The following is a 20,170-nucleotide window of genomic DNA, read 5'->3' as shown; positions in this document are numbered from 1 at the left end:
TTACCTGCCCGTGATCCACCTTCGGGTCCTCGGTAGACTCGACGGTCAGTACGCCGACCCCGATCCGAGGAGCGCCCACCCGTGGCTCTTGTCGTGCAGAAGTACGGTGGCTCCTCCGTCGCCGACGCCGAGTGCGTCAAGCGGGTCGCCCAGCGCATCGTCGCGACGAAGAAGGCGGGGAACGACGTCGTCGTCGTGGTCTCCGCCATGGGCGACACGACGGATGATCTCATCGACATGGCCAAGCAGGTCAGTCCCCTCCCGCCGGCCCGCGAGCTGGACATGCTGCTCACCGCGGGCGAGCGGATGTCGATGGCCCTGCTGGCCATGGCCATCGCCAACCTGGGCCACGAGGCCCGCTCGTTCACCGGCTCCCAGGCGGGGGTCATCACCGACGGCACCCACGGCAAAGCCAAGATCATCGACGTGACGCCGGGCCGGATCCGCAGCGCGCTCGACGAGAACGCCGTCTGCATCGTCGCCGGTTTCCAGGGCGTCTCGCAGGGCACGAAGGACATCACCACGCTCGGCCGCGGCGGCTCCGACACCACGGCGGTCGCCCTGGCCGCGGCGCTGGACGCCGACGTCTGCGAGATCTACTCCGACGTGGACGGGGTCTTCACCGCCGACCCGCGCATCGTCCCGCAGGCCCGCAAGATCCCGAAGATCTCCTACGAGGAGATGCTGGAGATGGCGGCGACCGGCGCGAAGATCCTGCATCTGCGCTGCGTGGAGTACGCGCGCCGGTACAACATCCCGATCCACGTGCGGTCCTCGTTCTCCCAGAAGGAGGGGACGTGGGTCGTCGACAGCAGCGAGATCGAAGGACAGGACATGGAGCAGGCGATCATCTCCGGGGTCGCGCACGACCGGAGCGAGGCCAAGATCACCGTGGTCGGGGTGCCCGACAAGGTCGGTGAGGCCGCGACGATCTTCACGGTGCTGTCCGAGGCCGAGATCAACATCGACATGATCGTGCAGAACGTGTCGGCGGCGTCCACCGGGCGCACCGACATCTCCTTCACGCTGCCGGCGAGCGACGGGCAGTCCGCGCTGACCGCGCTGAACAAGCTGAAGGAGCGGATCGGGTTCGAGTCGCTGCGCTACGACGACCGGATCGGCAAGGTGTCGCTGATCGGCGCCGGGATGCGCTCGCACCCGGGCGTCACCGCGACGTTCTTCGCCGCGATCGCCGACGCCGGGGTGAACATCGAGATGATCTCCACCTCGGAGATCCGGATCTCCGTCGTGGTCGCCCAGGACGACGTGGACACCGCGGTCGCCGCCGCGCACCACGCGTTCGACCTGGACGTCGACCAGGTCGAGGCCGTCGTCTACGGCGGCACCGGCCGCTGACGCCGCCCGGCTCCTTCGGCGCTCGGCCGCGGGCCGTACGGGACGCCCCGTACGGCCCGCGCCGCTTCTCCGGGGTGTGCCGCTCTTTTCGGGGCGTGCCGCTCTTTCCGGGCATGCGGCTTTCGCGGGGCGTGCCGCGTTCTGGGGCGTGTGGCGCAGACGCGCGCGGCGCTCCGTGGCACGCTCGTCCGGGAACCGGCCGCCCGCCGCGGAAGTTCACAGTGCAGGGGCGCGCCGCGGACGACCCGACCGACGACGAGAGGGTGATGGCGACCATGGGCTCGACCGCCGGGCCGAGGACCGGACGCGACGGGCGGTGGGCGCCCACGCTGGCCGTGGTCGGCGCCACCGGCGCCGTCGGCACCGTGATGCTGGACCTGCTGTCGACCCGCCGCGACGTGTACGGGGAGATCCGGCTCGCCGCCTCGCCCCGCTCGGCGGGCCGGACGCTCCGCGTGCGCGGCGAGGACGTCGAGGTCGCCGCGCTCTCCCCCGAGGTGTTCGACGGCGCCGACATCGCGATGTTCGCCGTGCCCGCCGCCGTCGCCGCCGGATGGGCGCCCGCCGCCGTGGCGCGCGGCGCCGTCGCCGTGGACGGGTCCGAGGCGTTCCGCGCGGCGCCGGACGTCCCGCTGATCGTCCCCGAGGTGAACCCGGGACTCGTCCGGGACCGCCCGCGCGGCGTCCTCGCGGGCCCCGGCTGCACCACCCTGTCGATGATCGTGGCGCTCGGCGCGCTGCACGAGCGGTACGGGCTGCGGGAACTGGTCGTCGCGTCGTACCAGGCCGCGTCCGGCGCGGGACGCGAGGGCGCCGACACCCTGTACGCGCAGATGGAGAAGGTCGGCGGCGACCGGGCGCTCGGCCACCGCGCCGGCGACGTGCGCGGCGTCGTCGGCGACCTCGGCCCGTTCCCGGCGCCGCTCGCGCTCAACGTCGTCCCGTGGACCGGCGACCCGGCCGAGGACGGATGGGGCTCGGAGGAGCTGAGCATCCGGGACGAGTGCCGCAAGGTCCTCGGCCTGCCGGAGCTGAGGGTCGCGGCGACCTGCGTGCGGGTCCCCGTCGTCACCGCGCACTCCGTCGCCGTCCACGCCGTCTTCGGCGAGCGCGTCGACCAGCGCGAGGCGCAGGACGTGCTGGCCCGCTCGCCCGGCGTCGTGCTCTGCGACAACCCCGAGATGCTGGAGTTCCCGACCCCGTCCGACGCCGTCGGCACCGACCCGACGTGGGCCGGGCGGGTCCGCCGCTCCCTCGACGACCCGCGCGCGCTCGACCTGTTCCTGTGCGGCGACAACCTGCGCAAGGGCGCCGCGCTCAACACCGCGCAGATCGCCGAGCTCGTCGCCGCCGAGCTCACCCCGTGACGGCTCCGAGCGTGTCGAGCACGGCGGCCGTGTCCAGATAGAACGGCCGGAACTCGCGGACCAGCCCGTCCCGCACCGTGATCCACTGCAGGACGGACGTCTCCAGCTCCCGGCCCGTCGCGCGGGCCCGGAGGACGCAGCGGTTGAGGACCGCGACCCGCGCGCCGTCCACGGCGCGGTGCTGGTCCAGGAACGTCAGGCCCGTCCACGCCTCGCTCATCGCGGCCATGAACCGCTCCATCCCGTCATGCCCGCGCCACGTCCCGCCGTAGGGCAGGCTCGCCGCCTGGTACATCACCACATCGGGTGCCAGGTGGGCGGCCATCCCGGAGAAGTCGGCCTTGCCGGGGCCGCCCGCGGCCAGGTAGTCCGCCTCGGCGGCGTAGAAGCGCTCGAGCACGTCCCATGCGTCGATCATGGCGGGGTAACACCGGTATGGCCGCGCCGGTTGCGGGCGCGTGCGGATCGCGGCGCCTGCAGGACGTCCGATCGGGGCCGTAGGGTGGCATGCGTGACCGAGACGAAGGCGGTGAAGTCCGAGCAGACCCGGGCCCTGATCGTCCAGACCGCGCTGCGGCTCTTCCGCGAGCGCGGGTACGAGGCGACGACGATGCGGGCGATCGCCAAGGAGGCCGGGGTCTCGGTCGGCAACGCCTACTACTACTACGGGTCCAAGGAAGAACTGATCCAGGCGTACTACGACGAGCTTCAGGACGAGCACCTCGCCGCCTGCCGCGCCGTCCTCGACGCCGAGACCGGCTTCGCCCCCCGCCTCCTCGGCGTCCTGAAGGCCCGTGTCGACACGATGGTCCCCTACCACGAGTTCGCCGGGAAGTTCTTCAAGTTCGCCGCCGAGCCCACCAGCCCGCTCAACCCGTTCAGCGCCGAGTCCGGCCCCGCCCGCGACTCCGCGGTCGCGATCTACCGGGAGGTCGTCGAGGGCTCCGACCTCAAGATCGACAAGGAGTTCCGCAAGGAGCTGCCGGAGCTGCTGTGGATCTACTCGATGGGCATCGTCCTGTACTGGGTGCACGACAGCTCCCCCGGCTGCCGCAAGACGTACCTGCTGGTCGAGCGGACCGTCCCGCTCGTCAACCGGATGGTGTCCATGTCCCGGCTGCCCGGCTTCAAGTCGGTCACCCGGGAGCTCGTCGGCATCATCCGCGAGGTCCGCGCCTGACCGGAGGCCGTGCCTAGCGGAAGGTGATGTCCCAGTGGTCGCGCTCGCGGGCGAACAGCGTGCCGTCCGGTGAGCGGTACAGGCGCGCGCCGTCGCCACGCACCCCCTGGTACGGGAAGCGCCTGATCGCCGCGTCGACGCACCGGCTCGGCGCGATGTCGAGCTTGTAACCGGTGCCGTGGCTGCGGGGGCCGCCCGCGTGGCCGCGCTCCGTCCCGCCGGTGACCGTGATCGGGCAGCCGCTCTCCGCCTGGAAGTCCAGCAGCCCCTTCAGCGTCCCCCAGCGCAGGCCGTCGAACGACGTGCAGGACGGGCGGCCGCGGTCCGAGCAGCCGCCGGTCGACCTCCATCGGATCCCGGTCGCGCGCAGGAACTCCGCCGCGTCCTCCTGGTGCAGCCGCACCGACTTCGGGAGGTCGGGGAGGGCCGTCTTGAGGACGTTCGTGACCGCGCCCGCCGCCTCGTCCGGGACGGTCCCGGCCTGCGGAGCCTCGTCCTCTGCGGCGGAAGGCGCGAGCCTCGGCCCTGAAGCGGCCTTCGGAGGCGGGGACGCCGGGGCGTTCGCCGGAGGCAGGACGCCGCCCACCCCGGTGGCCGCCGCGAGCGGCGCCAGGCCGGCGAGCGTCCCGGGCAGCGGGTCGGCCGGCTCGGCGTTCGCCGGCCGCGCGGCGGGCGGCGGCGCGGGGGACGGGTGGCGGGGCCGCGTCTGGGCTCCGCCGGCCTGGTGCGGGACGGGCGGGCGGCCGGGTGCCAGCGGTGGGCGGGACGCGGGCGCCGGGACCTCGGCGGACGCCGGCGTGACCGGCGGGACGCCGGCGGCGGCCGTCGGCGACAGGGCGGCCGCGGCGCCGTCAGGCGGACGGGACGGGGCCCCGCCGGCCGCGGGGTCGGGCGGCGGAGGCGCCGCCACGGGGGCCGGGCCGGGCGGCGGGGCGGCGGCGCCCGCCGGAGCGGCCTGGGCCGTGGCGACGAGCGCGGCGGCCGTCGCGAGCAGGGTGGTCAGCGCGGTGCGCGCGGGTCTTCGGTGCGGGCGCGAGCAGGGCGCGGGTGTGCGGACGGCATGCGGCCGGTTCATGGAGATCCCCCCGGTTCGGCTCTCCGCGCGGAGAGCGGCGGTGAGCGCGCCGCCGCACGGGGCGGCGGCGCCCGGGGGGCCGCCGGTCGATGACCGGCCCTCTCTTGTCGGCAGCGCTCGGTGGCGGCCGATCGGAGGAATGCCCGGGTCCTGGATCTTGTAAACGCGGGGGCGGGCGGGGCGACGCCCGTCCCCGCGACTGTGTTACGACATACCCAGATGTTTCCGAGCGAAGTCCATTTCTGCCGACATTTGCTTGATGCGTTCCTCGACGACGAGGGAGCCGTGGCCCGCGTCGTAGCGGTACGTCTCGTGCGGCAGGCCCAGCTCGGCGAGGCGGGCGAGGTAGTTGTCGATCTGCCGGATGGGGCAGCGCGGGTCGTTCTCGCCGGCGAGGATCAGCACCGGCGCCCTCACCCGCTCGACGTAGGTGATCGGCGACGACTCGCGGTACCGGTCGGGGACCTCCTCGGGCGACCCGCCGAACAGCGACCGGTCGAACGCCTGGAGCCCCTCCATCTCGTCCTCGTAGGCGGCGACGTAGTCGGCCACGGGCACGGACGCCACGCCGACGCTCCAGTCGTCCGGCTGGGTGCCGATGCCGAGCAGGGTGAGGAACCCGCCCCATGACCCGCCGGTCAGCACGAGCCGGTCCGGGTCGGCGAGGCCGGTGGCGACGGCCCAGTCCCGGACGGCCTTGACGTCCTCCAGCTCGGTGAGGCCGACCCGTCCCTCGATCGCGTCGCGCCACCGCGAGCCGTAGCCGGTGGAGCCGCGGTAGTTGACGCGGACGACGGCGAACCCGTGGTCCACCCACGCGGCGGCGGCGGGCGCGAACGAGTCGTCGTCCTGCGCGGTCGGCCCGCCGTGGACGTCGAACACGGTCGGGAACGGGCGCTCCCCCTCCGGCCTGCTGACCAGGGCGTGGATGCGCCCGCCGGGGCCGTCCACCCAGGCGTCCTCCACCGGGACGGACGGCGGGGCGGGCGGGCCGGGCGGGGTGAGGACGACCGCGCCGGACGACGACCGGATCACCGGCGGCTCGGCGGCCGACGACCAGGAGAACTCCACGGTGCCGTCGGGCCGGACGTCGGCGCCGCCGATCACGCCGCGCGGCGTCTCGACGCGGGACAGGGACCCGTCGCCGAGGTCGTGGCGGTACAGCTCGTCGCGCGCCTCGTGGTTGTGGGAGATCAGCAGCGCGCTCCCGTCCGGGTACCAGCCGGCGCCGATCTCGCCGGGCAGGTCGAGGACGATCTCCCGCTCGGTGCCGGCGACGGGGTCCCAGATGAGGATCTCGTCGCGGCCGCGGCGCTCGTGGCCCACGAGCAGGCGGGTGTCGCCGGGGACCGGCGCGAAGCCCATGCCGTAGACGCCCTTGCCGGGGCCGTCCCACAGGTCGGCGACGGCGGAGCCGTCCGGGCGGACGACCCGCAGCGCCATGTGGCGGCTGTCGCCGTGCTCGCTGTGCCCGATCGCGACCAGCGACTCGTCCCGGGACAGCGCGGCGACGTGCGCGTCCTCGGCGTGGTGGTAGAGGACCTCCGGCTCGGCGCCGGGACGGCACAGGTGGACGGTGGTGCCGTCCTCGCCGGTGCGCCCGACGACGGCGAGCCCGCTCGCGCCGAGGGACAGCCCGGCCGGGTAGGACGGCTCGAGCCCGGGGACGGCGGGGGCGTCCTCGCCGCCGCCGAACGGGACGCGCCGCCAGACGCCGAACTCGTCGCCGTCGGTGTCGGCGAACCACCACACCCACTCCCCGGTGGGGTCGACGGTGCCGATCCACGTGCCGTTGGGCCGGTCCGTCATCTGCCGCTGCTCGCCGGTGCCGCGGTCCCAGGCGTAGATCTCCCAGGTGCCGGTGGCGTTGGAGCGGTAGATGCTGCGGTCCGGGGCGTCGCGCGCCCAGCGGGGGAGGCTGAGGCGTGCGGCGCGGAACCGCGCCTTCCAGCGTTCGTCGTCGACCATCCCCCCAGTATCGCGGCGCGCCGGCGGCCGGTGTCAGGTGCCGGGCGGGACGGAGCCGTCGGAGGCCTGCGGGACGCCGTCCGGGAGGCCGCCGCGGAGCGCGGCGCGGGCACCGGGGACGAGGCCGCCGTGCACGGCGCGGGCGACGCGCTCGATGGTCTCGACCCCGTACGCCATGCTCGGGGCGCCCTGGGTGAGGACGGCGATCAGGTATCTCTCGCCGTGGCCGGTGAACGCGCCGACGCTGTGCACGCGCCAGTCCCCGCCGTGCCGGGGCAGCCAGCCGTTCTTGACGTGCCAGGTGATCCCGGCGGGCGTGCCGGCGGTGGCACCCCAGCGCTGGGACGCGATGACGCGGTGCATGAGGCCCAGCTCGTACGCGCGGGCCTCGCCGGTGAGCAGGGCGTTGGGCTCGGTGAGGCGGCGCAGGAGGGTGATCTGGTCGGCGGCGGTGATCCGGGTGAGGCCCCAGTGCCCGGCCGGGTCGAGGGTGGTGTGCGCCATCCCGGCCTTCCGGAGGAACCGGGCCAGCCGGGCGGGTCCGACGGAGCGCCACAGCGCGGACGCGGCGCGGTTGTCCGACCTGGTGATCATCCTGGTGGCGAGGGCGTCCTCGGACGCGGTGAGCGGGCGGTGCCCGGCGGCGGCCTCGCGCAGCAGCGCGGCGAGGATCGCCGTCTTGACGACGCTCGCCGAGTCGTAGTGCCGTCCGGCGAGGACGCCGCAGCGGACGCCGCGTCTCCGGTCGTAGACGGCGACGGACTCCGTGCCGGTGCGGCCCGCCAGCGCGGCGGTGATGCGGCGGCCGAGCCGCTTCGCGAGCACCGGATGCCGGGCCGAGGAGCACACCGGGGCGTCCGACGCGCGGGCGGGCGCGGCGGCGAACGGCACGGAACCGGCGGCGAGCGCGGCGGCGGCGAGCGCGGCGGCGGGTCCCGCCGTCAGGGTCCGCAGGAGGAGTCCAGGCACCCGCCCACGCTAATGATCAAGGGGGTGCCGGGCGCGTCACGACACGCGACGGCAAGGTGACGGAGCGTCGTCAGGGCGTGGCGAGGCGGCCGAGGAGCTGGTCGATCACGGCGCGGACCTGCCGGTCCATGGCGCGGGCGAACCCGGCCTCCACGGTGACCTGCGCGCCGGGCCGCAGCCGGGCGAGGGTCTCGGTGAGGTCGCCGAGGTCCTGCTCGCCGACGTCGCCGACGACGTGGTCGGCGATCAGCCGGACGAACATCGCGGCCAGCTCGTCCATGCTCTCCTGGAGCCGCTGCCCCGCCGACAGCACCTCCGCGAGCGGCACCCCCGCGCGCACCAGCGTGACGGTCGCCTCCAGCTGCCGGCGGCTCCAGTGGGTGACCCGGTCGCCGTCGATCTCGATCACCCCGGACGCCAGCGCCCGCTCGACGGACTCGGGGCCGACCTCGCCCGGGAAGAGCGCGGCCAGCTCGTCCAGCGTCATCGTGACGGGGACCTCGTGGGACCACGGCGCGGTGGCGACCTTCTCGACGCCGAGCACGGTGCCGATGTCGCGGCCCTGCTCCCACGCCGACAGCAGCTCGCGGATGCCCTCCAGGGTGTGGCCGCGCTCCAGCAGGTTGCCGATCATGCGGAGGCGGGCGAGGTGCTCGTCGGAGTACAGGCCGATGCGGCCCTTCCGCCGGGGCGGCGGGAGCAGCTTGCGTTCCTGGTAGTAGCGCAGGGTCCGGACGGGGACGCCGGCGGCGCGCGCGAGCTCGCCGATCCGGTACTCCCGGCCCGCGTCCGCGGAGGGGGCGCCCTGGTCGTCCGCCGGCTGTTCGGTCACGGGAGAAGCATAGTTCGCTACGACACGCGACCGGTTCCGGCCCGCCCGGGGCGCCGGGCGGCCGGAACGGGCGCGGCGCGGCCCGCGTCTGATGAGCCGTTGACCCCCGGAGCGAGAGGTTCCTCATGTCGAAGACCCGTCCGGCCGTGCTGGCGGCGACCGTCCTGCTCGCCGGCCTCGGGCTGACCGCCTGCGGCAGCAGCCACCACCATCACCACACCACGGTCGTGCACCACCACACGACGGTGAAGCACAAGACCAAGGTGAAGGTGAAGCACCACTAGGCGCTCCCAGGGCGCTACGCGGGCAGGTCGAGGGAGATGTGGGGGGACAGGGCGCGGAGGAAGCCGGGCGCGTCGAAGATCGCGCCGGCGGAGGCGACGCCCGCCGTCCTGGCCTGGCCGGTGAGCAGGCGGTGGACCGCCTCCACGGCGAGCGGCGCGGTCACGGCGTAGATGTCGCGGCCCGTCGCCGCGGCGCGCCGTTCGGTGCCGCCCGAGCGCACGATCACGTCGACGAGGAAGGTCTGCGCGGACCGGCCGCGCTCGTCCGCCGGGGCGGGGGCCGGGGTGTCCGGGTCCGCGATGTCCCTGGCCGCCTCGACCGTCATGTAGGTGGTGACCTCGGGGACGGACAGGTGGCTCGGCACGGTGACGACGTCGGCCATGGCGTACTCCCCGATGACGGTCCGCGGCCCCATCGGGTCCGGGAAGGGCCACTCCAGGGTCGGCGGCTCGTCGTCGCGGTACTCCAGGCGCCCGTCCGAGTAGCGGACACGCCGGCCGTCGCGGCGGCGCCGGGAGACCGCGCCCGCCGCCCGCGTCCCGGCGGTGGGGTGCCAGCCGCTGAGCCCGTAGGCGACGTGCACCTCGTCGGCCTCCGTCCGGCCGTCCAGGGCGGCGGTGGCCAGCAGGTCGCCGAGGCCCCCGAAGAAGGCCATGGCCGGGACGATCGGCGTCCCGCCGGCGTGCCGCGCGAAGCGGGCGAACGTGTCGGCGTTGGCCTCGATCTCGGCCGCCACGTCCACGTACGGGATCCCGGCGCGCAGGGCCGCCTCGATCACGGGCGCCGCGGTCGCCGCGAAGGGCCCGGCGCTGTTGACCACGGCCGCCGCGCCGGCCAGCGCGCGGTCGAGCGAGGCCGGGTCGTCCACCGAGGCCGGGCGGGCCTCCAGCCCGGACGCGGCGGCCAGGGCCGCCAGCCTGCCGGCGTCGCGCCCGGACAGGATCGGGACGAACCCGCGGTCCTTGAGCTCGTCCACCACGAAACGTCCGGTGTGCCCGTACGCACCGAACACCGCGACCTTGTCCATCGTTCGTCCACCTCGTGATCTGCTGCGATCCGTCGTGGACCATCCTCGCGAGCGCGGCCGTCCCGGTGTGAGTGTCCGGAACGCCATTACCCGTACAATTCCGGCCATGACCACCGTCGCGCTGGCCGCCGCCGAGGGGATGCTGCACTTCGAGCTGTCGCTGGCCTACGAGGTCTTCGGGTCGGGCCCGCCCAGCGTGCCCGGCCCCTGGTACGACCTCGTCGTCTGCGGAGCGGAGCCCGTGCGGACCGGCCGGTTCCGGCTGGAGCCCGACCACGGCCTCGACCGGCTCCCGGACGCCGACACCGTGATCGTCCCGGGCTGGGACACCGACGTCGATCCGCCCGCCGACCTGGTCGGGGCGGTGCGCGCCGCGCACGAGGCGGGCGCGCGCGTGGCGTCCCTCTGCACGGGCGCGTTCGTGCTGGCCGCCGCAGGGCTGCTGGACGGGCGGCGCGCGACCACCCACTGGGCGCACACCCGGACCCTGGCCGACCGCTATCCGCGCGTGGAAGTGGACCCGGACGTCCTCTACGTGGACAACGGCAGCGTACTGACCTCCGCGGGCAAGGCCGCCGCCATGGACCTGTGCCTGCACCTCGTCCGCCTCGACCGCGGCTCGGCGGTCGCGAACACGGTCGCCCGCCGCCTGGTCGTGCCGCCGCACCGGGACGGCGGGCAGGCCCAGTTCGTCACCGCCCCCGTCCCCGAGCCGGGCGACCACCCGCTCGCGGGACTGCTCCCGTGGGCGATCGAGCGGCTGGACCGGCCGCTGACCGTGGCGGACCTGGCGCGCCGGGCGCGGATGAGCCCGCGCAACCTGGGCCGCCACTTCCGGGCGGTGACCGGCACCACGCCGCTGCAATGGCTGCTGGCCCAGCGGATCCGCCATGCCCAGCAGCTCCTGGAGACGACCGACGACGGGATCGACGCCATCGCCGCGGCCACCGGCATGGGCACCGCCACGACGCTGCGCCGGCACTTCAACCGCACGGTCGGCGTCCCCCCGGACACCTACCGCCGCACCTTCCGCTCGCGCGCCGGGGAACGCCCGCTCCCCGGGGCATGATCATCGGTCGTGCGCGGGACGGCGGCCGCCCTGCGGCGGGGCCGGGCCGCGCGGCCTAGGTGACGCGGCGGACGGGCATGATCCGGCGTCTGCGGCGCCGGCGGCCGTCCTCGTGGCGCTGCGCGGCGTCGGCGGCGATCAGGTCGCGGAGCGTGCGCGGGACGATGTCCTCCCGCCTCTCGGCGAAGCGGCTGCGCGGGGCGGTGGAGCGCATGGCGGTCCCTCCCTGCTGTCGGAGCGGATCCCGGCCCGGTGCCGGGCGTGGCGGTCAGGCCGCGGCGGTGAGGTCGCCGTAGGCGTCGTGGACGGTGTCGAGCGCCCACCGCATCCGGACCGCGAACGTCTCGGGGTGGTCGCCGGCCTCCTGGGCGACGCGGGCGGCGCAGGCGGACGGGTCGTCGCCGCACGTGCGCGACAGGGCGGCGACCGCGGTGCGGACCTGCTCCGGAGTGGGATGGTCGGAGGCCTGGAGGCCGGAGCTGAACAGGATTCCGGCGAGCTCGGTGGCGGTCATCGAGGGATTGGGCGGCATGTTCGACATCGTGTGCCTTCTTCCTACGAGGGGGCCTCGTCCCCCTGCTGCCGACTACGACTCTGCCGGAGAGGCGGAATCATCGCCATCGGGGAGAACACCCATTCGAGGTGCGGGTCACCCCGGGAACACCCGTAGGCGACGGCGTTCCGGAGTCGGGGTTCAGGAATCTTCAGGGAGCCGGCGTGGCAGGGCCCTGTGCCGGGCCCGTGCCGCCGGGCGTCTCGTCCCGGTCGTCGCGGCGCCGGCCGGCCGGCGCCGTCGTGCGCGCTGAGTTCCGCGTACCAGGAGCCTTTCCCTGGCGCGGCGCGTTATGCACACGATCCAGGCTAGTCGGAGCCCGCAAATCCCGTACCCCCTGCCAGGGCGGCCCTGAAGGCCCGGACGGCGGGGTGCGCGCCGCCGCCGCGGCGGGTGGCGGTGAACAGCCGCCGGACGCGCCGCCCGGCGGGCAGCGGCGCCATCGCGACCGTCGGCGGCCGGCCCGTCCAGACGAGCCCGGGGAGCAGCGCGGCGGCGTGCCCGCGCTCGGCGAGCCGCAGGTGCAGCAGCAGGTCGCTGGACTCGAACCGGACGTCGGGCTCGAACCCGGCGTCGCGGCACAGCCGGGTCGCCCAGGCGCGGGCGGCGGTCCCGGCGGGCTCCATCACCCACGGCGAGTCCGCGAGGTCGGCGAGCGCCACGTCCGCCGGGGCGGCGTTCACCGGGACGGTGCCGGGCAGGGCGAGCCGGATCTCGTCCTCGCCCAGCTCCTCGTACTCGACCCCGGGCGGCCGGGGGTGCGGGTCGCCCGGGTACTCCTCGGTGACGACCACGTCGAAGTCGCGGGCGAGCAGCGCGGGCAGGGCGCTCTCGGGCTCCCGCTGGGTGATCTCGACGCGGAGGCCGGGGTGGGCGTCGCGGAGCGTGCTGAGCGCGTCGGGGACCAGCGCGAGCGCGGCGGTCTGGAACGCGGCGACGCGCAGCACGCCGGTGATGTCGCGCAGGGACGCGGCGAGGTCGGCCTCCGCCCGTTCGAGGCGCTCCAGCACGGCCTCGGTGTGCGCGACGAGGATCTCGGCCTGCGAGGTCAGCCGGACGCGCCGCCCCACGGGTTCCAGCAGCCGCACCCCGGCCTCCCGCTCCAGCACGGACAGCTGCTGCGAGATCGACGAGGGGCTGTAGGAGAGCGCCTCCGCCACGGCTGCGAGGGTCCCCCGGTGCTTGAGCTCGCGCAGGAGCCGCAGCCGGTGCAGGTCGAGCATGGCCCTCCCATCCGTCGGTTCTTCCGATGATTATCGCTCGGAAACATTTGCTGGACCGATGGTTCGCCGTGCGGAAGCGTGGCCCCATGACCCCCGCCGCTCCCGCCTCGCTCGCCCGGACCTCCTGGTTCTCCCGTCCCGCCGCCCGGGACTGGAGGTGCCCGCCCGCCTCCCGCGAGGTCGCCGCCTTCCACGCCGCGCTGCCCGGATACGCGCCGACGCCGCTGGTCGAGACGCCCGCCCTGGCCGCGGGCCTCGGCGTCGGGCGGGTGTTCGTCAAGGACGAGTCGTCCCGCCTCGGACTGCCCGCGTTCAAGATCCTCGGCGCGTCGTGGGGGGTGTGCCGCGCGCTGGGCGACCGGCTCGGCGTCCCGGTCCCGGCGGCCGACCCGGTCGGCGCGCTGCGGTCCCGCGCCGGGGCGTTCCGGCTGGTCACCGCGACGGACGGCAACCACGGGCGGGCCGTCGCCGCGATGGCCCGGATGCTCGGCGCGCGGGCCGAGGTGTTCGTGCCGGACGGCGTGCACCCGGCCGCGCTCGCCGCGATCGAGGGCGAGGGCGCCCGGGTCGTGCGGGTCGGCGCCCCGTACGACGCGGCGGTGCGCAGGGCGGCCGAGTCCGCCGAGGGGGACGCGTCGGCGCTGCTCGTCCAGGACACGGCCTGGCCCGGCTACGAGCGCGTGCCCCGGTGGATCGTGGAGGGCTACTCGACGCTCTTCACCGAGATCGACGCGCAGCTGCGCGCGGCCGGCGCGGGGTCGCCCGGCGTCGTGGCGGTCCCGGTGGGCGTGGGGTCGCTGGCGCAGGCGGCGGTGGTGCACTACCGGTCGGGCGCGTCCGCGCCGAAACTGCTCGCCGTGGAGCCGGACGCGGCGCCGTGCGTGCTGGCGAGCCTGCTCGGCGACCGCCTCGTCACCGTGGAGACGGCCGCGACGGCCATGGCGGGGCTGAACTGCGCCACGCCATCCTCGTCGGCATGGCCGTACCTGCGGGCAGGGGTGGACGCCGCCGTCAGCGTCGCGGACGCGGACGTCGCCGACGCCGCGCGCGAGCTGGCGGCGCTGGGCGTCTCCGCCGGTCCGTGCGGTGCCGCGGCCCTGGCGGGGGTGCGGGCCGCGCTGCCCGGTCTCGGCGTCGGGCCCGCGGACACGGTCGTCCTGCTGAGCACCGAGGGCGCGGCCGCGAACCCGCCGCCCGCCTGACCCGCGGCAGGTCCGGCGGGGCGGCCGTCACAGCGGGCCGGGCAGGCGGGCGAGGAGGGCGCGGCTCGCGTCCGGCGGCAGCGCGGCGGCCGACAGGCGGCCCCAGGCGGCCGTGTAGGCGGCGACGTCGGCGGGCTTGTCCAGGTACAGCGCGGTCGTGAGGAACTCGAGGTAGACGACGTCGGGGAGCGCCCCTCCCGCGAAGCCGAGGATCGAGAAGCCGTGCGAGAGCGGCGGCGGGCCCTCGCCGACCGGGATGATCCGCAGCTCGACCCGGCCGGTGTCGGCGAGCGCGGCCAGGTGCCGGAGCTGGCCGCGGATCAGCTCGGGCCCGCCGACGAAGCGGCGCAGCGCCGCCTCGTCCAGGACGGCGGCGAGCGTGCGGCCGGGGTCGTCGGCGAACCGCCGGCGGCGCAGCCGGCGGACGGCGGCCCGCTCGTCGATCTCGATGCGCCGGTCGCCCTCCCGGATCCCGTCCCGGATCGCCAGGCAGGCGCGCGTGTACTCCTCGGTCTGGAGCAGCTCGGGGATCTGGCAAGGCTCGTAGGCGCGGACCTCGCGGGCGGTCTCCTCCAGGTCGAGGAACCGGTGCGTCCAGGCCGGGACCAGCTCGCCGTACCGGTGCCACCAGGCGCGCTCGTTGGCCTCCCGCGCGAGGCGGAGCAGCTCCTCGCGCTCGGTGCCGTCGGGCACCCCGTAGAGGGTGAGCAGGTCGGCCACGTCGCGGCGGGCGAACGAGGTGCGGCCGAGCTCGAGCCGGCTGATCTTGGACGCGCTGCCGCGGATCGCGTAGCCGGCCTGGTCGCGGCTCAGCCCGCTGCGTTCCCGCAGGCCGCGCAGCCGGGCGCCGACGAGCATGCGGCGCGCGGCCGGCCCGCGCACGGCCCCGGTCCCCGGTCCCGCCGCCCCCGGCTCCTGCCCTGCGCTCAACACCGCTCCTCGGGGGTGGGGATCCTGCTGGCGGGATAGTAGCGGCAGGTGCATATGCACGTGCAGTAGATGCCGGAGCCGCTCTGTGGCCAGATCCTGCCGTGTGAAAGACTCCGGCCATGCACCGTGTCGTCGTCCTCGCCCTCGACGGCGTGTACCCGTTCGAGCTCGGCATCCCGGTCCGGATCTTCGGCTCGGCGACCGACTCCCGCGGCGCCCCCCTCTACGAGGTGCTCACCTGCGGCATCGACGGCCGCCCGGTGCGCAGCAGCGCCGACTTCGCGATCGCCGTCGAGCACGGCCACGAGATCATCGAGACCGCCGGCACGCTCGTCATCCCGCCGTTCGGATGCGGCCCCGTCGTGGCGCCGCAGTGCCCGGAACCGGTCGCGGGCGCCCTCTCCCGGCTCCGTCCCGGCGCCCGGATCGTCTCGATCTGCACCGCGTCCTACCTGCTCGCCGCCGCCGGCCTCCTCGACGGCCGGCCCGCCACCACGCACTGGGCCGAGGCCGAGCGCTTCAAGCGGCTGTTCCCCGGCGTCGACGTGAACGCCGACGTGCTGTTCGTGGACGACGGCGACGTGCTCACCTCCGCGGGCGTCGCCGCCGGGATCGACCTGTGCATGCACATCGTCCGCCGCGACCACGGCAGCGAGGTCGCCAACCAGGTCGCCCGCCGCTGCGTCGTTCCGCCGTGGCGGGAGGGCGGCCAGGCCCAGTTCATCGAGCGGCCCGTCCCCGAGCCGGACGCGGCCGCCACGTCCGCGACCCGCGCGTGGGCGCTCGGCGAGCTGCACCGGCCGATCACGCTCGCCGAGATGGCGCGGCACGCGCGGATGAGCGTCCGCACGTTCTCCCGCCGGTTCCGCGACGAGGTCGGGATGACGCCGGGGCAGTGGCTGGCCCGGCAGCGCGTCGACCTGGCACGCCGCCTGCTGGAGACCACGGACCTGCCCGTCGACCGCATCGCCGAGCAGGCGGGCTTCGGCACGTCCGCGTCGCTGCGCCAGCACCTGGTCGCCTCGATCGGCGTCCCCCCGTCCGCCTACCGGCACACCTTCCGCGCCGCGCGCCCGCACGCCCCCGCGCACTGATCGGGACGGGGTTGGCGAGAGATCTCCCTTTTAGGGCGGTACATCCGGCTTACGCGTGAGTAACATAATCCCACCGCGGACGCGCGGGACGGATCGACGCGACGACGGAGCCATGAGGGACGCCGCCATGAACCCCGTGACCGAACTGCTCGCCGAGCGGCTGGACGAGATCACCGCCGAGATCGTCGGCGAGATCGCCGGCCGCGTCCCCGCGTACACCGGCCTGAGCGCGGCGATGATCCTGAGCCTCGTCCGGGACGCGCTGACCGTCTACACGGGCGCGCAGGACCGCGGTGCCGCCCTCGACCACTTCCGCCGCCTCGGCGCCCACGAGGCCCGCGCGGGCCAGGACGTCCGGCACCTGGAGTCGGCGCTGCGCAGCGGGGCCCGCGTGCTCATCCGCCGCACCGCCAACGCCGCCGCCCGCGTCCACCCGCCGAACACCGAGTTCATCGCGGTGATGGAGAGCGCGTTCAGCGCGGAGGACCAGATCGTCGAGGCTGCGGTCGACGGCCACCACCGCGCCGCGCGCCCCCGCAACGGCTCGCGCCTCTATCCCCTCATCGCCGGCGGCCAGCGCTATTCCGCGAACTGACCGCCCGCTCCTGCGCCCGCGCGCCCGGCCGGCCGGTGTGACATTCCGGGCTGACCGTCATCGGCCAATCATCCCGATCACCGCCGCATAAGATCGTCAAAGTGCTGGTGGGCAGGGACCCGGAACTACGGACCATCGAACGGCTCATCGACGGCGCCCGCGCGGGCGCGGGCGGGGCGCTGGTCGTCGTCGGCGACCCGGGGATCGGCAAGACGGCGCTGCTGCAGCAGGCGGTGGAGCGCGCGTCGCCCGGCATGCGGGTGCTGCGCGTCACGGGCGCCGAGAGCGAGGCGGAACTGCCCTACTCGGCCCTGCACCTGCTGCTCGGGCCCGTCGCCGACCGGATCGGCCTGCTGCCGGACCCGCAGGCCGCGGCGCTGCGCGCGGCGTTCGGAATGGAGGCCGCCGCCGGCGTCGACCCGTTCCTCGCCGGGCTCGCCACCCTCACCCTCCTGTCGGAGCTGGCGGCCGAATGCCCGCTGCTCTGCGTGGTCGACGACGGCCAGTGCGCCGACGTCGCGACCGTCGAGGCGATGCGGCTCGCGGCGCGCCGGATCCAGCACGACCCGATCGCGCTGCTGGTGGCGACCCGGGGCGGCAGGCCGCCCGACCGGGCGCTGCCCCCCACCGACCTCCCCGTCCTGCGCCTCGGCGGGCTGTCCGCCGAGGCGTCCGCGGCCCTGATGGACCGGGAGGCGCCCGGGCTGCCCGCGCGGCTGCGGGACCGGGTGCTCGGCACCGCCGGCGGCAACCCGCTCGCCCTGCTGGAGCTGCCGAGGGCGGCGGGCGCCGGCGAGGCGTGGGGGCCGGGCCCGCTGCCGATCACCGAGCGGCTGGAGCGCGCGTTCCGGGGGCAGGCCGACCGGCTCGGCGACGCGGCGCGGACGCTGCTGCTCGTCGTCGCGGCGGACGACACCGGATCCCTCGGCACGGTGATGCACGCGGCCGGACTCCTCGTCCCGCCCGCCGCCGCCCTCGCCGAGGCCGAGCGCAGCGGGCTGGTCGTGGTCACCGGCGGGTCGGTCCGGTTCCGGCATCCGCTGGTGCGCACCGCCGTCTACCAGGGCGCCCTGTTCACCCAGCGGCAGGCCGTCCACCACGCGCTCGCGCGGGTCCTGCGGGACGGCGACCGGCACCGGCGGGCGTGGCACCTCGCGGCGGCGGCCATCGGCCCGGACGAGACGGCCGCCGCCGCGCTGGAGGAGGCCGCCGAGGACGCCGCCCGCCGCAGCGGCCAGTCCGCGGCGATGCGCGCCTACGAGCGCGCGGCGCAGCTCAGCGAACGGGACGGCGACCGGGCCCGGCGGCTCGCGGCGGCCGTGAGGGCGGCGGTGGAGGCGGGCGCGTTCGGCCGCGCCGAGGAACTGTGCGACGCCGCCGCGCCGCTGACCCGCGACCCGGCCGTCCTCGCCGGCCTCGCCGGGGCGCGCAGCCGGCTGGCGTTCGAGCGCGGCATGCCGCGCACCGCCGCGCGCGTCGCCCTCGACGGCGCCAAGGGGATCGCCGGCGCGGACCCGGTGGCGGCCGCCGAACTGCTCGTACTGGGCACCTACTACGCCGGGCACGGCGTCGACACGGGGCTGACCGGCGAGGCGGCAGCGCTCCTCGACGCCCTCCACCTGCCCTCCGACCACCCCTTCCGGCCCTACATGCGGCAGGCCCGCGCGTTCCACCGGCTCTCCACCGGCGAGGCGCCCGACCCCGCCGCGTTCGCCGTGCGGCGCCCGCGGACGCTCTGGGAGCAGACGTGGACGGCGCGGGTCCTCAACATCTCCGGGAACGCGGTGGCCGCCCTGGAGGTCGCCACGGACATGGTCGCCGCCGCACGGGCGGGCGGTTCGGCGGGGCATCTGGCGAACGCGCTGTTCCACGAGGCGGGCGCGCAACTCGTCCTCGGCCGGCACCGGGCCGCCGCCGAGGCCGCCGGGCCCGCCCTCACCGTCGCGGTCGAGACCGGGCAGGGCTCGGTGGCGGCGTACCTGCGCGGCCTGCTCGCCTGGCTCGCCGCCGCCGAGGGCGACGCCGACCGGTGCCGCGCGCTCGCGGGCGAGGCGATCCGGTACGCCGACGACCACGGCGCCCCGCCGAGCGGGGCGGACGCGACCTGGGCGCTGGCGCTGCTCGACCTCGGGAAAGGCCGCTACGACGCCGCGTTGGCCACCATGGAGAACCGGTGGCCGTTCTGGCCGTGCAGCAGCGCCTGGCTGCGCAGCGCCGCCGACCACCTGGAGGCGGCGCACCGGGCGGGCTCGGCGGACGTCGCGGCCCGGCTGATGGACGGGCTCGACGCGGCGTCCGGGCGAATCCTCGACCCGTGCGGACCCGCCGTCCTCGCCCGCTGCCGGGCCCTGCTCGCGTCCGGCGACGAGGCCGAGGCGCACCACGTCGAGGCCCACTACGCCGAGGCGCTGCGTCCCGGACCGTGCGACGACCGGCCGTTCGACCGGGCCCGCACCCTGCTCTGCTACGGCGAATGGCTGCGCCGCGAGCACCGCAAGGCGGACGCCCGGGTCCCGCTCCGCACCGCGTTCGACCTCTTCCGGCGCTGCGGCGCGGTGCTGTGGGCCGAGCGCGCGCGGGCCGAACTGCGGGCGACCGGTGACCGGTCCGTGCAGGCTCCCGCCGACGCGGGCGCCGCGTCCCGGCTGACCCCGCAGGAGCTGCAGGTGGTCCGGCTCGCCGCGACGGGCGCCACCAACCGCGACATCGCGGCGACGCTCTTCCTCAGCCCCCGGACCATCGCCCAGCACCTCTACCGGGCGTACCCGAAGCTCGGCATCAGCACCCGGACCGAACTCGCCGCCCTGGACCTGGGCACCTGAGCGCCGGCTGAGTCGCATTACTCAGTTCCGGCGCCGCCGGCGGCGCGGCGACGCAGTCATCTTCCTCTGTCCCGGCCCATCGGGCGTGCCTAGGTTCGTGCCAACTGATCTTGCGGGGGCGCGGCGTCGCGGCCCCGCGAAAGGGAGGTCCCAGGTGAAGACCCGGATCATCGCCGCCGCGACCGCCGCGGCCGCCGCCGCGTCGCTCTCCGTCCTGGCGTCCCTGCCCGCGAGCGCGTCGTCGCTCGACGGCCAGGACCCCTACAGCACCGGCTGCGCGAGCGGCTCCTACTCGGTGAAGCACGCGGACATCAAGAACCAGGAGGGCGACAAGCTCGGCGACGTCTACCTCTACTGGTCGCCGACCTGCAAGACCAACTGGACGGAGGTGCGGGTCGCGACCAACGGCTACGGCGCGGTGAACGTCTACGCCGACGGCGGGAAGGCCGAGTACTTCAACTACCAGGCCGGGAACGGCGGCCACCACTGGGGCAACATGGTGTACGCCCCCGGCATCTGCGCGTGGGGCCAGGGCACCGTGGTCGAGGGAAGCGGCTCCCTGCTGCACGGCAGCGGCTGGACGGCCGAGGCGTGCGGCTGACGCCCACGGCCCGCCCCTGAAG

At 75.6% G+C, this 20,170-nt stretch carries 20 protein-coding genes; 10 read left to right on the top strand and 10 right to left on the bottom strand.

All coding sequences use genetic code 11. The features are described 5' to 3' along the window. Nucleotides 1–81 precede the first annotated feature (81 nt). The gene (locus J4557_RS07420; protein ID WP_151593830.1) at nt 82–1,356 is read left to right on the top strand and encodes an aspartate kinase; all 1,275 of its coding nucleotides are present in this window, start codon (nt 82–84) and stop codon (nt 1,354–1,356) included. A gap of 275 nt (nt 1,357–1,631) precedes the next feature. Beyond that, nucleotides 1,632–2,723 (top strand): aspartate-semialdehyde dehydrogenase, encoded by a 1,092-nt coding sequence (locus tag J4557_RS07415; protein WP_208265803.1) that lies wholly within the window; start codon nt 1,632–1,634, stop codon nt 2,721–2,723. Here the strand turns inward: J4557_RS07415 and J4557_RS07410 are convergent. Continuing rightward, nucleotides 2,713–3,141: a nuclear transport factor 2 family protein gene (locus J4557_RS07410; RefSeq protein WP_208265681.1), complete on the bottom strand. Its 429-nt coding sequence runs from the start codon at nt 3,139–3,141 to the stop codon at nt 2,713–2,715. The two genes, J4557_RS07415 and J4557_RS07410, sit on opposite strands and share 11 nt — an antisense overlap. A 93-nt stretch (nt 3,142–3,234) precedes the next feature. On the opposite strand from J4557_RS07410, the gene J4557_RS07405 reads away from it, so the two are divergent. Beyond that, a complete protein-coding gene (locus J4557_RS07405) occupies nt 3,235–3,903 on the top strand; it encodes a TetR/AcrR family transcriptional regulator (RefSeq protein ID WP_208265680.1) in 669 nt (222 codons plus the stop codon). A 13-nt stretch (nt 3,904–3,916) separates the two neighbouring features. Here the strand turns inward: J4557_RS07405 and J4557_RS07400 are convergent, their stop codons facing one another. The 4 genes from J4557_RS07400 to J4557_RS07385 all read right to left on the bottom strand — a co-directional run bounded on the left by J4557_RS07400 (nt 3,917) and on the right by J4557_RS07385 (nt 8,747). Next, nucleotides 3,917–4,978, bottom strand: a complete 1,062-nt coding sequence (locus tag J4557_RS07400) for a hypothetical protein (protein ID WP_208265679.1) — start codon at nt 4,976–4,978, stop codon at nt 3,917–3,919. A gap of 204 nt (nt 4,979–5,182) precedes the next feature. After that, entirely contained in the window at nt 5,183–6,946 is a 1,764-nt protein-coding gene (locus J4557_RS07395) for a S9 family peptidase (RefSeq protein WP_208265678.1), read from the bottom strand. Between the two features lie 33 nt (nt 6,947–6,979). After that, complete coding sequence (locus tag J4557_RS07390) at nt 6,980–7,915, bottom strand: serine hydrolase (protein ID WP_307799505.1); 936 nt, start codon at nt 7,913–7,915, stop codon at nt 6,980–6,982. A 70-nt stretch (nt 7,916–7,985) separates the two neighbouring features. Continuing rightward, a complete protein-coding gene (locus tag J4557_RS07385) occupies nt 7,986–8,747 on the bottom strand; it encodes a MerR family transcriptional regulator (protein WP_208265677.1) in 762 nt (253 codons plus the stop codon). 125 nt (nt 8,748–8,872) lie between these two features. Here J4557_RS07385 and J4557_RS07380 point away from each other — a divergent pair, with 125 nt between their 5' ends. Next, nucleotides 8,873–9,031 carry a hypothetical protein gene (locus tag J4557_RS07380; RefSeq protein ID WP_208265676.1) on the top strand — a complete coding sequence of 53 codons (159 nt, stop codon included), beginning with the start codon at nt 8,873–8,875 and terminating at the stop codon, nt 9,029–9,031. 14 nt (nt 9,032–9,045) lie between these two features. Here J4557_RS07380 and J4557_RS07375 read toward each other — a convergent pair whose 3' ends face one another. Beyond that, nucleotides 9,046–10,059: an NAD(P)H-binding protein gene (locus J4557_RS07375; RefSeq protein ID WP_208265675.1), complete on the bottom strand. Its 1,014-nt coding sequence runs from the start codon at nt 10,057–10,059 to the stop codon at nt 9,046–9,048. Between the two features lie 106 nt (nt 10,060–10,165). Here J4557_RS07375 and J4557_RS07370 point away from each other — a divergent pair, with 106 nt between their 5' ends. Next, nucleotides 10,166–11,128, top strand: a complete 963-nt coding sequence (locus J4557_RS07370) for a helix-turn-helix domain-containing protein (RefSeq protein WP_208265674.1) — start codon at nt 10,166–10,168, stop codon at nt 11,126–11,128. Between the two features lie 55 nt (nt 11,129–11,183). Here J4557_RS07370 and J4557_RS07365 read toward each other — a convergent pair whose 3' ends face one another. From J4557_RS07365 to J4557_RS07355, 3 genes are all read right to left on the bottom strand, one after another. Beyond that, nucleotides 11,184–11,342, bottom strand: a complete 159-nt coding sequence (locus J4557_RS07365; protein WP_208265673.1) for a hypothetical protein — start codon at nt 11,340–11,342, stop codon at nt 11,184–11,186. Between the two features lie 54 nt (nt 11,343–11,396). Beyond that, nucleotides 11,397–11,660 (bottom strand): hypothetical protein, encoded by a 264-nt coding sequence (locus tag J4557_RS07360; RefSeq protein WP_208265672.1) that lies wholly within the window; start codon nt 11,658–11,660, stop codon nt 11,397–11,399. A gap of 329 nt (nt 11,661–11,989) precedes the next feature. Beyond that, nucleotides 11,990–12,904 (bottom strand): LysR family transcriptional regulator, encoded by a 915-nt coding sequence (locus J4557_RS07355; RefSeq protein WP_208265671.1) that lies wholly within the window; start codon nt 12,902–12,904, stop codon nt 11,990–11,992. Between the two features lie 86 nt (nt 12,905–12,990). Between J4557_RS07355 and J4557_RS07350 the strand changes: the two genes are divergently transcribed. Further along, a complete protein-coding gene (locus tag J4557_RS07350) occupies nt 12,991–14,106 on the top strand; it encodes a diaminopropionate ammonia-lyase (protein ID WP_208265670.1) in 1,116 nt (371 codons plus the stop codon). A gap of 27 nt (nt 14,107–14,133) precedes the next feature. Here the strand turns inward: J4557_RS07350 and J4557_RS07345 are convergent, their stop codons facing one another. Then, nucleotides 14,134–15,036: a helix-turn-helix domain-containing protein gene (locus J4557_RS07345; protein WP_208265669.1), complete on the bottom strand. Its 903-nt coding sequence runs from the start codon at nt 15,034–15,036 to the stop codon at nt 14,134–14,136. Between the two features lie 119 nt (nt 15,037–15,155). On the opposite strand from J4557_RS07345, the gene J4557_RS07340 reads away from it, so the two are divergent. From J4557_RS07340 to J4557_RS07325, 4 genes are all read left to right on the top strand, one after another. After that, complete coding sequence (locus J4557_RS07340) at nt 15,156–16,130, top strand: GlxA family transcriptional regulator (protein WP_208265668.1); 975 nt, start codon at nt 15,156–15,158, stop codon at nt 16,128–16,130. 127 nt (nt 16,131–16,257) lie between these two features. Continuing rightward, nucleotides 16,258–16,725, top strand: a complete 468-nt coding sequence (locus tag J4557_RS07335; protein ID WP_208265667.1) for an RsbRD N-terminal domain-containing protein — start codon at nt 16,258–16,260, stop codon at nt 16,723–16,725. Nucleotides 16,726–16,826: 101 nt separating this feature from the next. After that, complete coding sequence (locus tag J4557_RS07330) at nt 16,827–19,547, top strand: helix-turn-helix transcriptional regulator (RefSeq protein ID WP_208265666.1); 2,721 nt, start codon at nt 16,827–16,829, stop codon at nt 19,545–19,547. A 154-nt stretch (nt 19,548–19,701) separates the two neighbouring features. Further along, nucleotides 19,702–20,148 (top strand): DUF2690 domain-containing protein, encoded by a 447-nt coding sequence (locus tag J4557_RS07325; protein ID WP_208265665.1) that lies wholly within the window; start codon nt 19,702–19,704, stop codon nt 20,146–20,148. Nucleotides 20,149–20,170: the final 22 nt, after the last annotated feature.

The sequence above is a fragment of the Actinomadura nitritigenes genome, assembly GCF_017573545.1.
In the GTDB taxonomy this organism is placed as follows: Bacteria; Actinomycetota; Actinomycetes; order Streptosporangiales; family Streptosporangiaceae; genus Spirillospora; species Spirillospora nitritigenes.
Note: the sequence above shows the minus strand (reverse complement) of the source record. Positions and strands in the feature narration are given on the sequence as shown.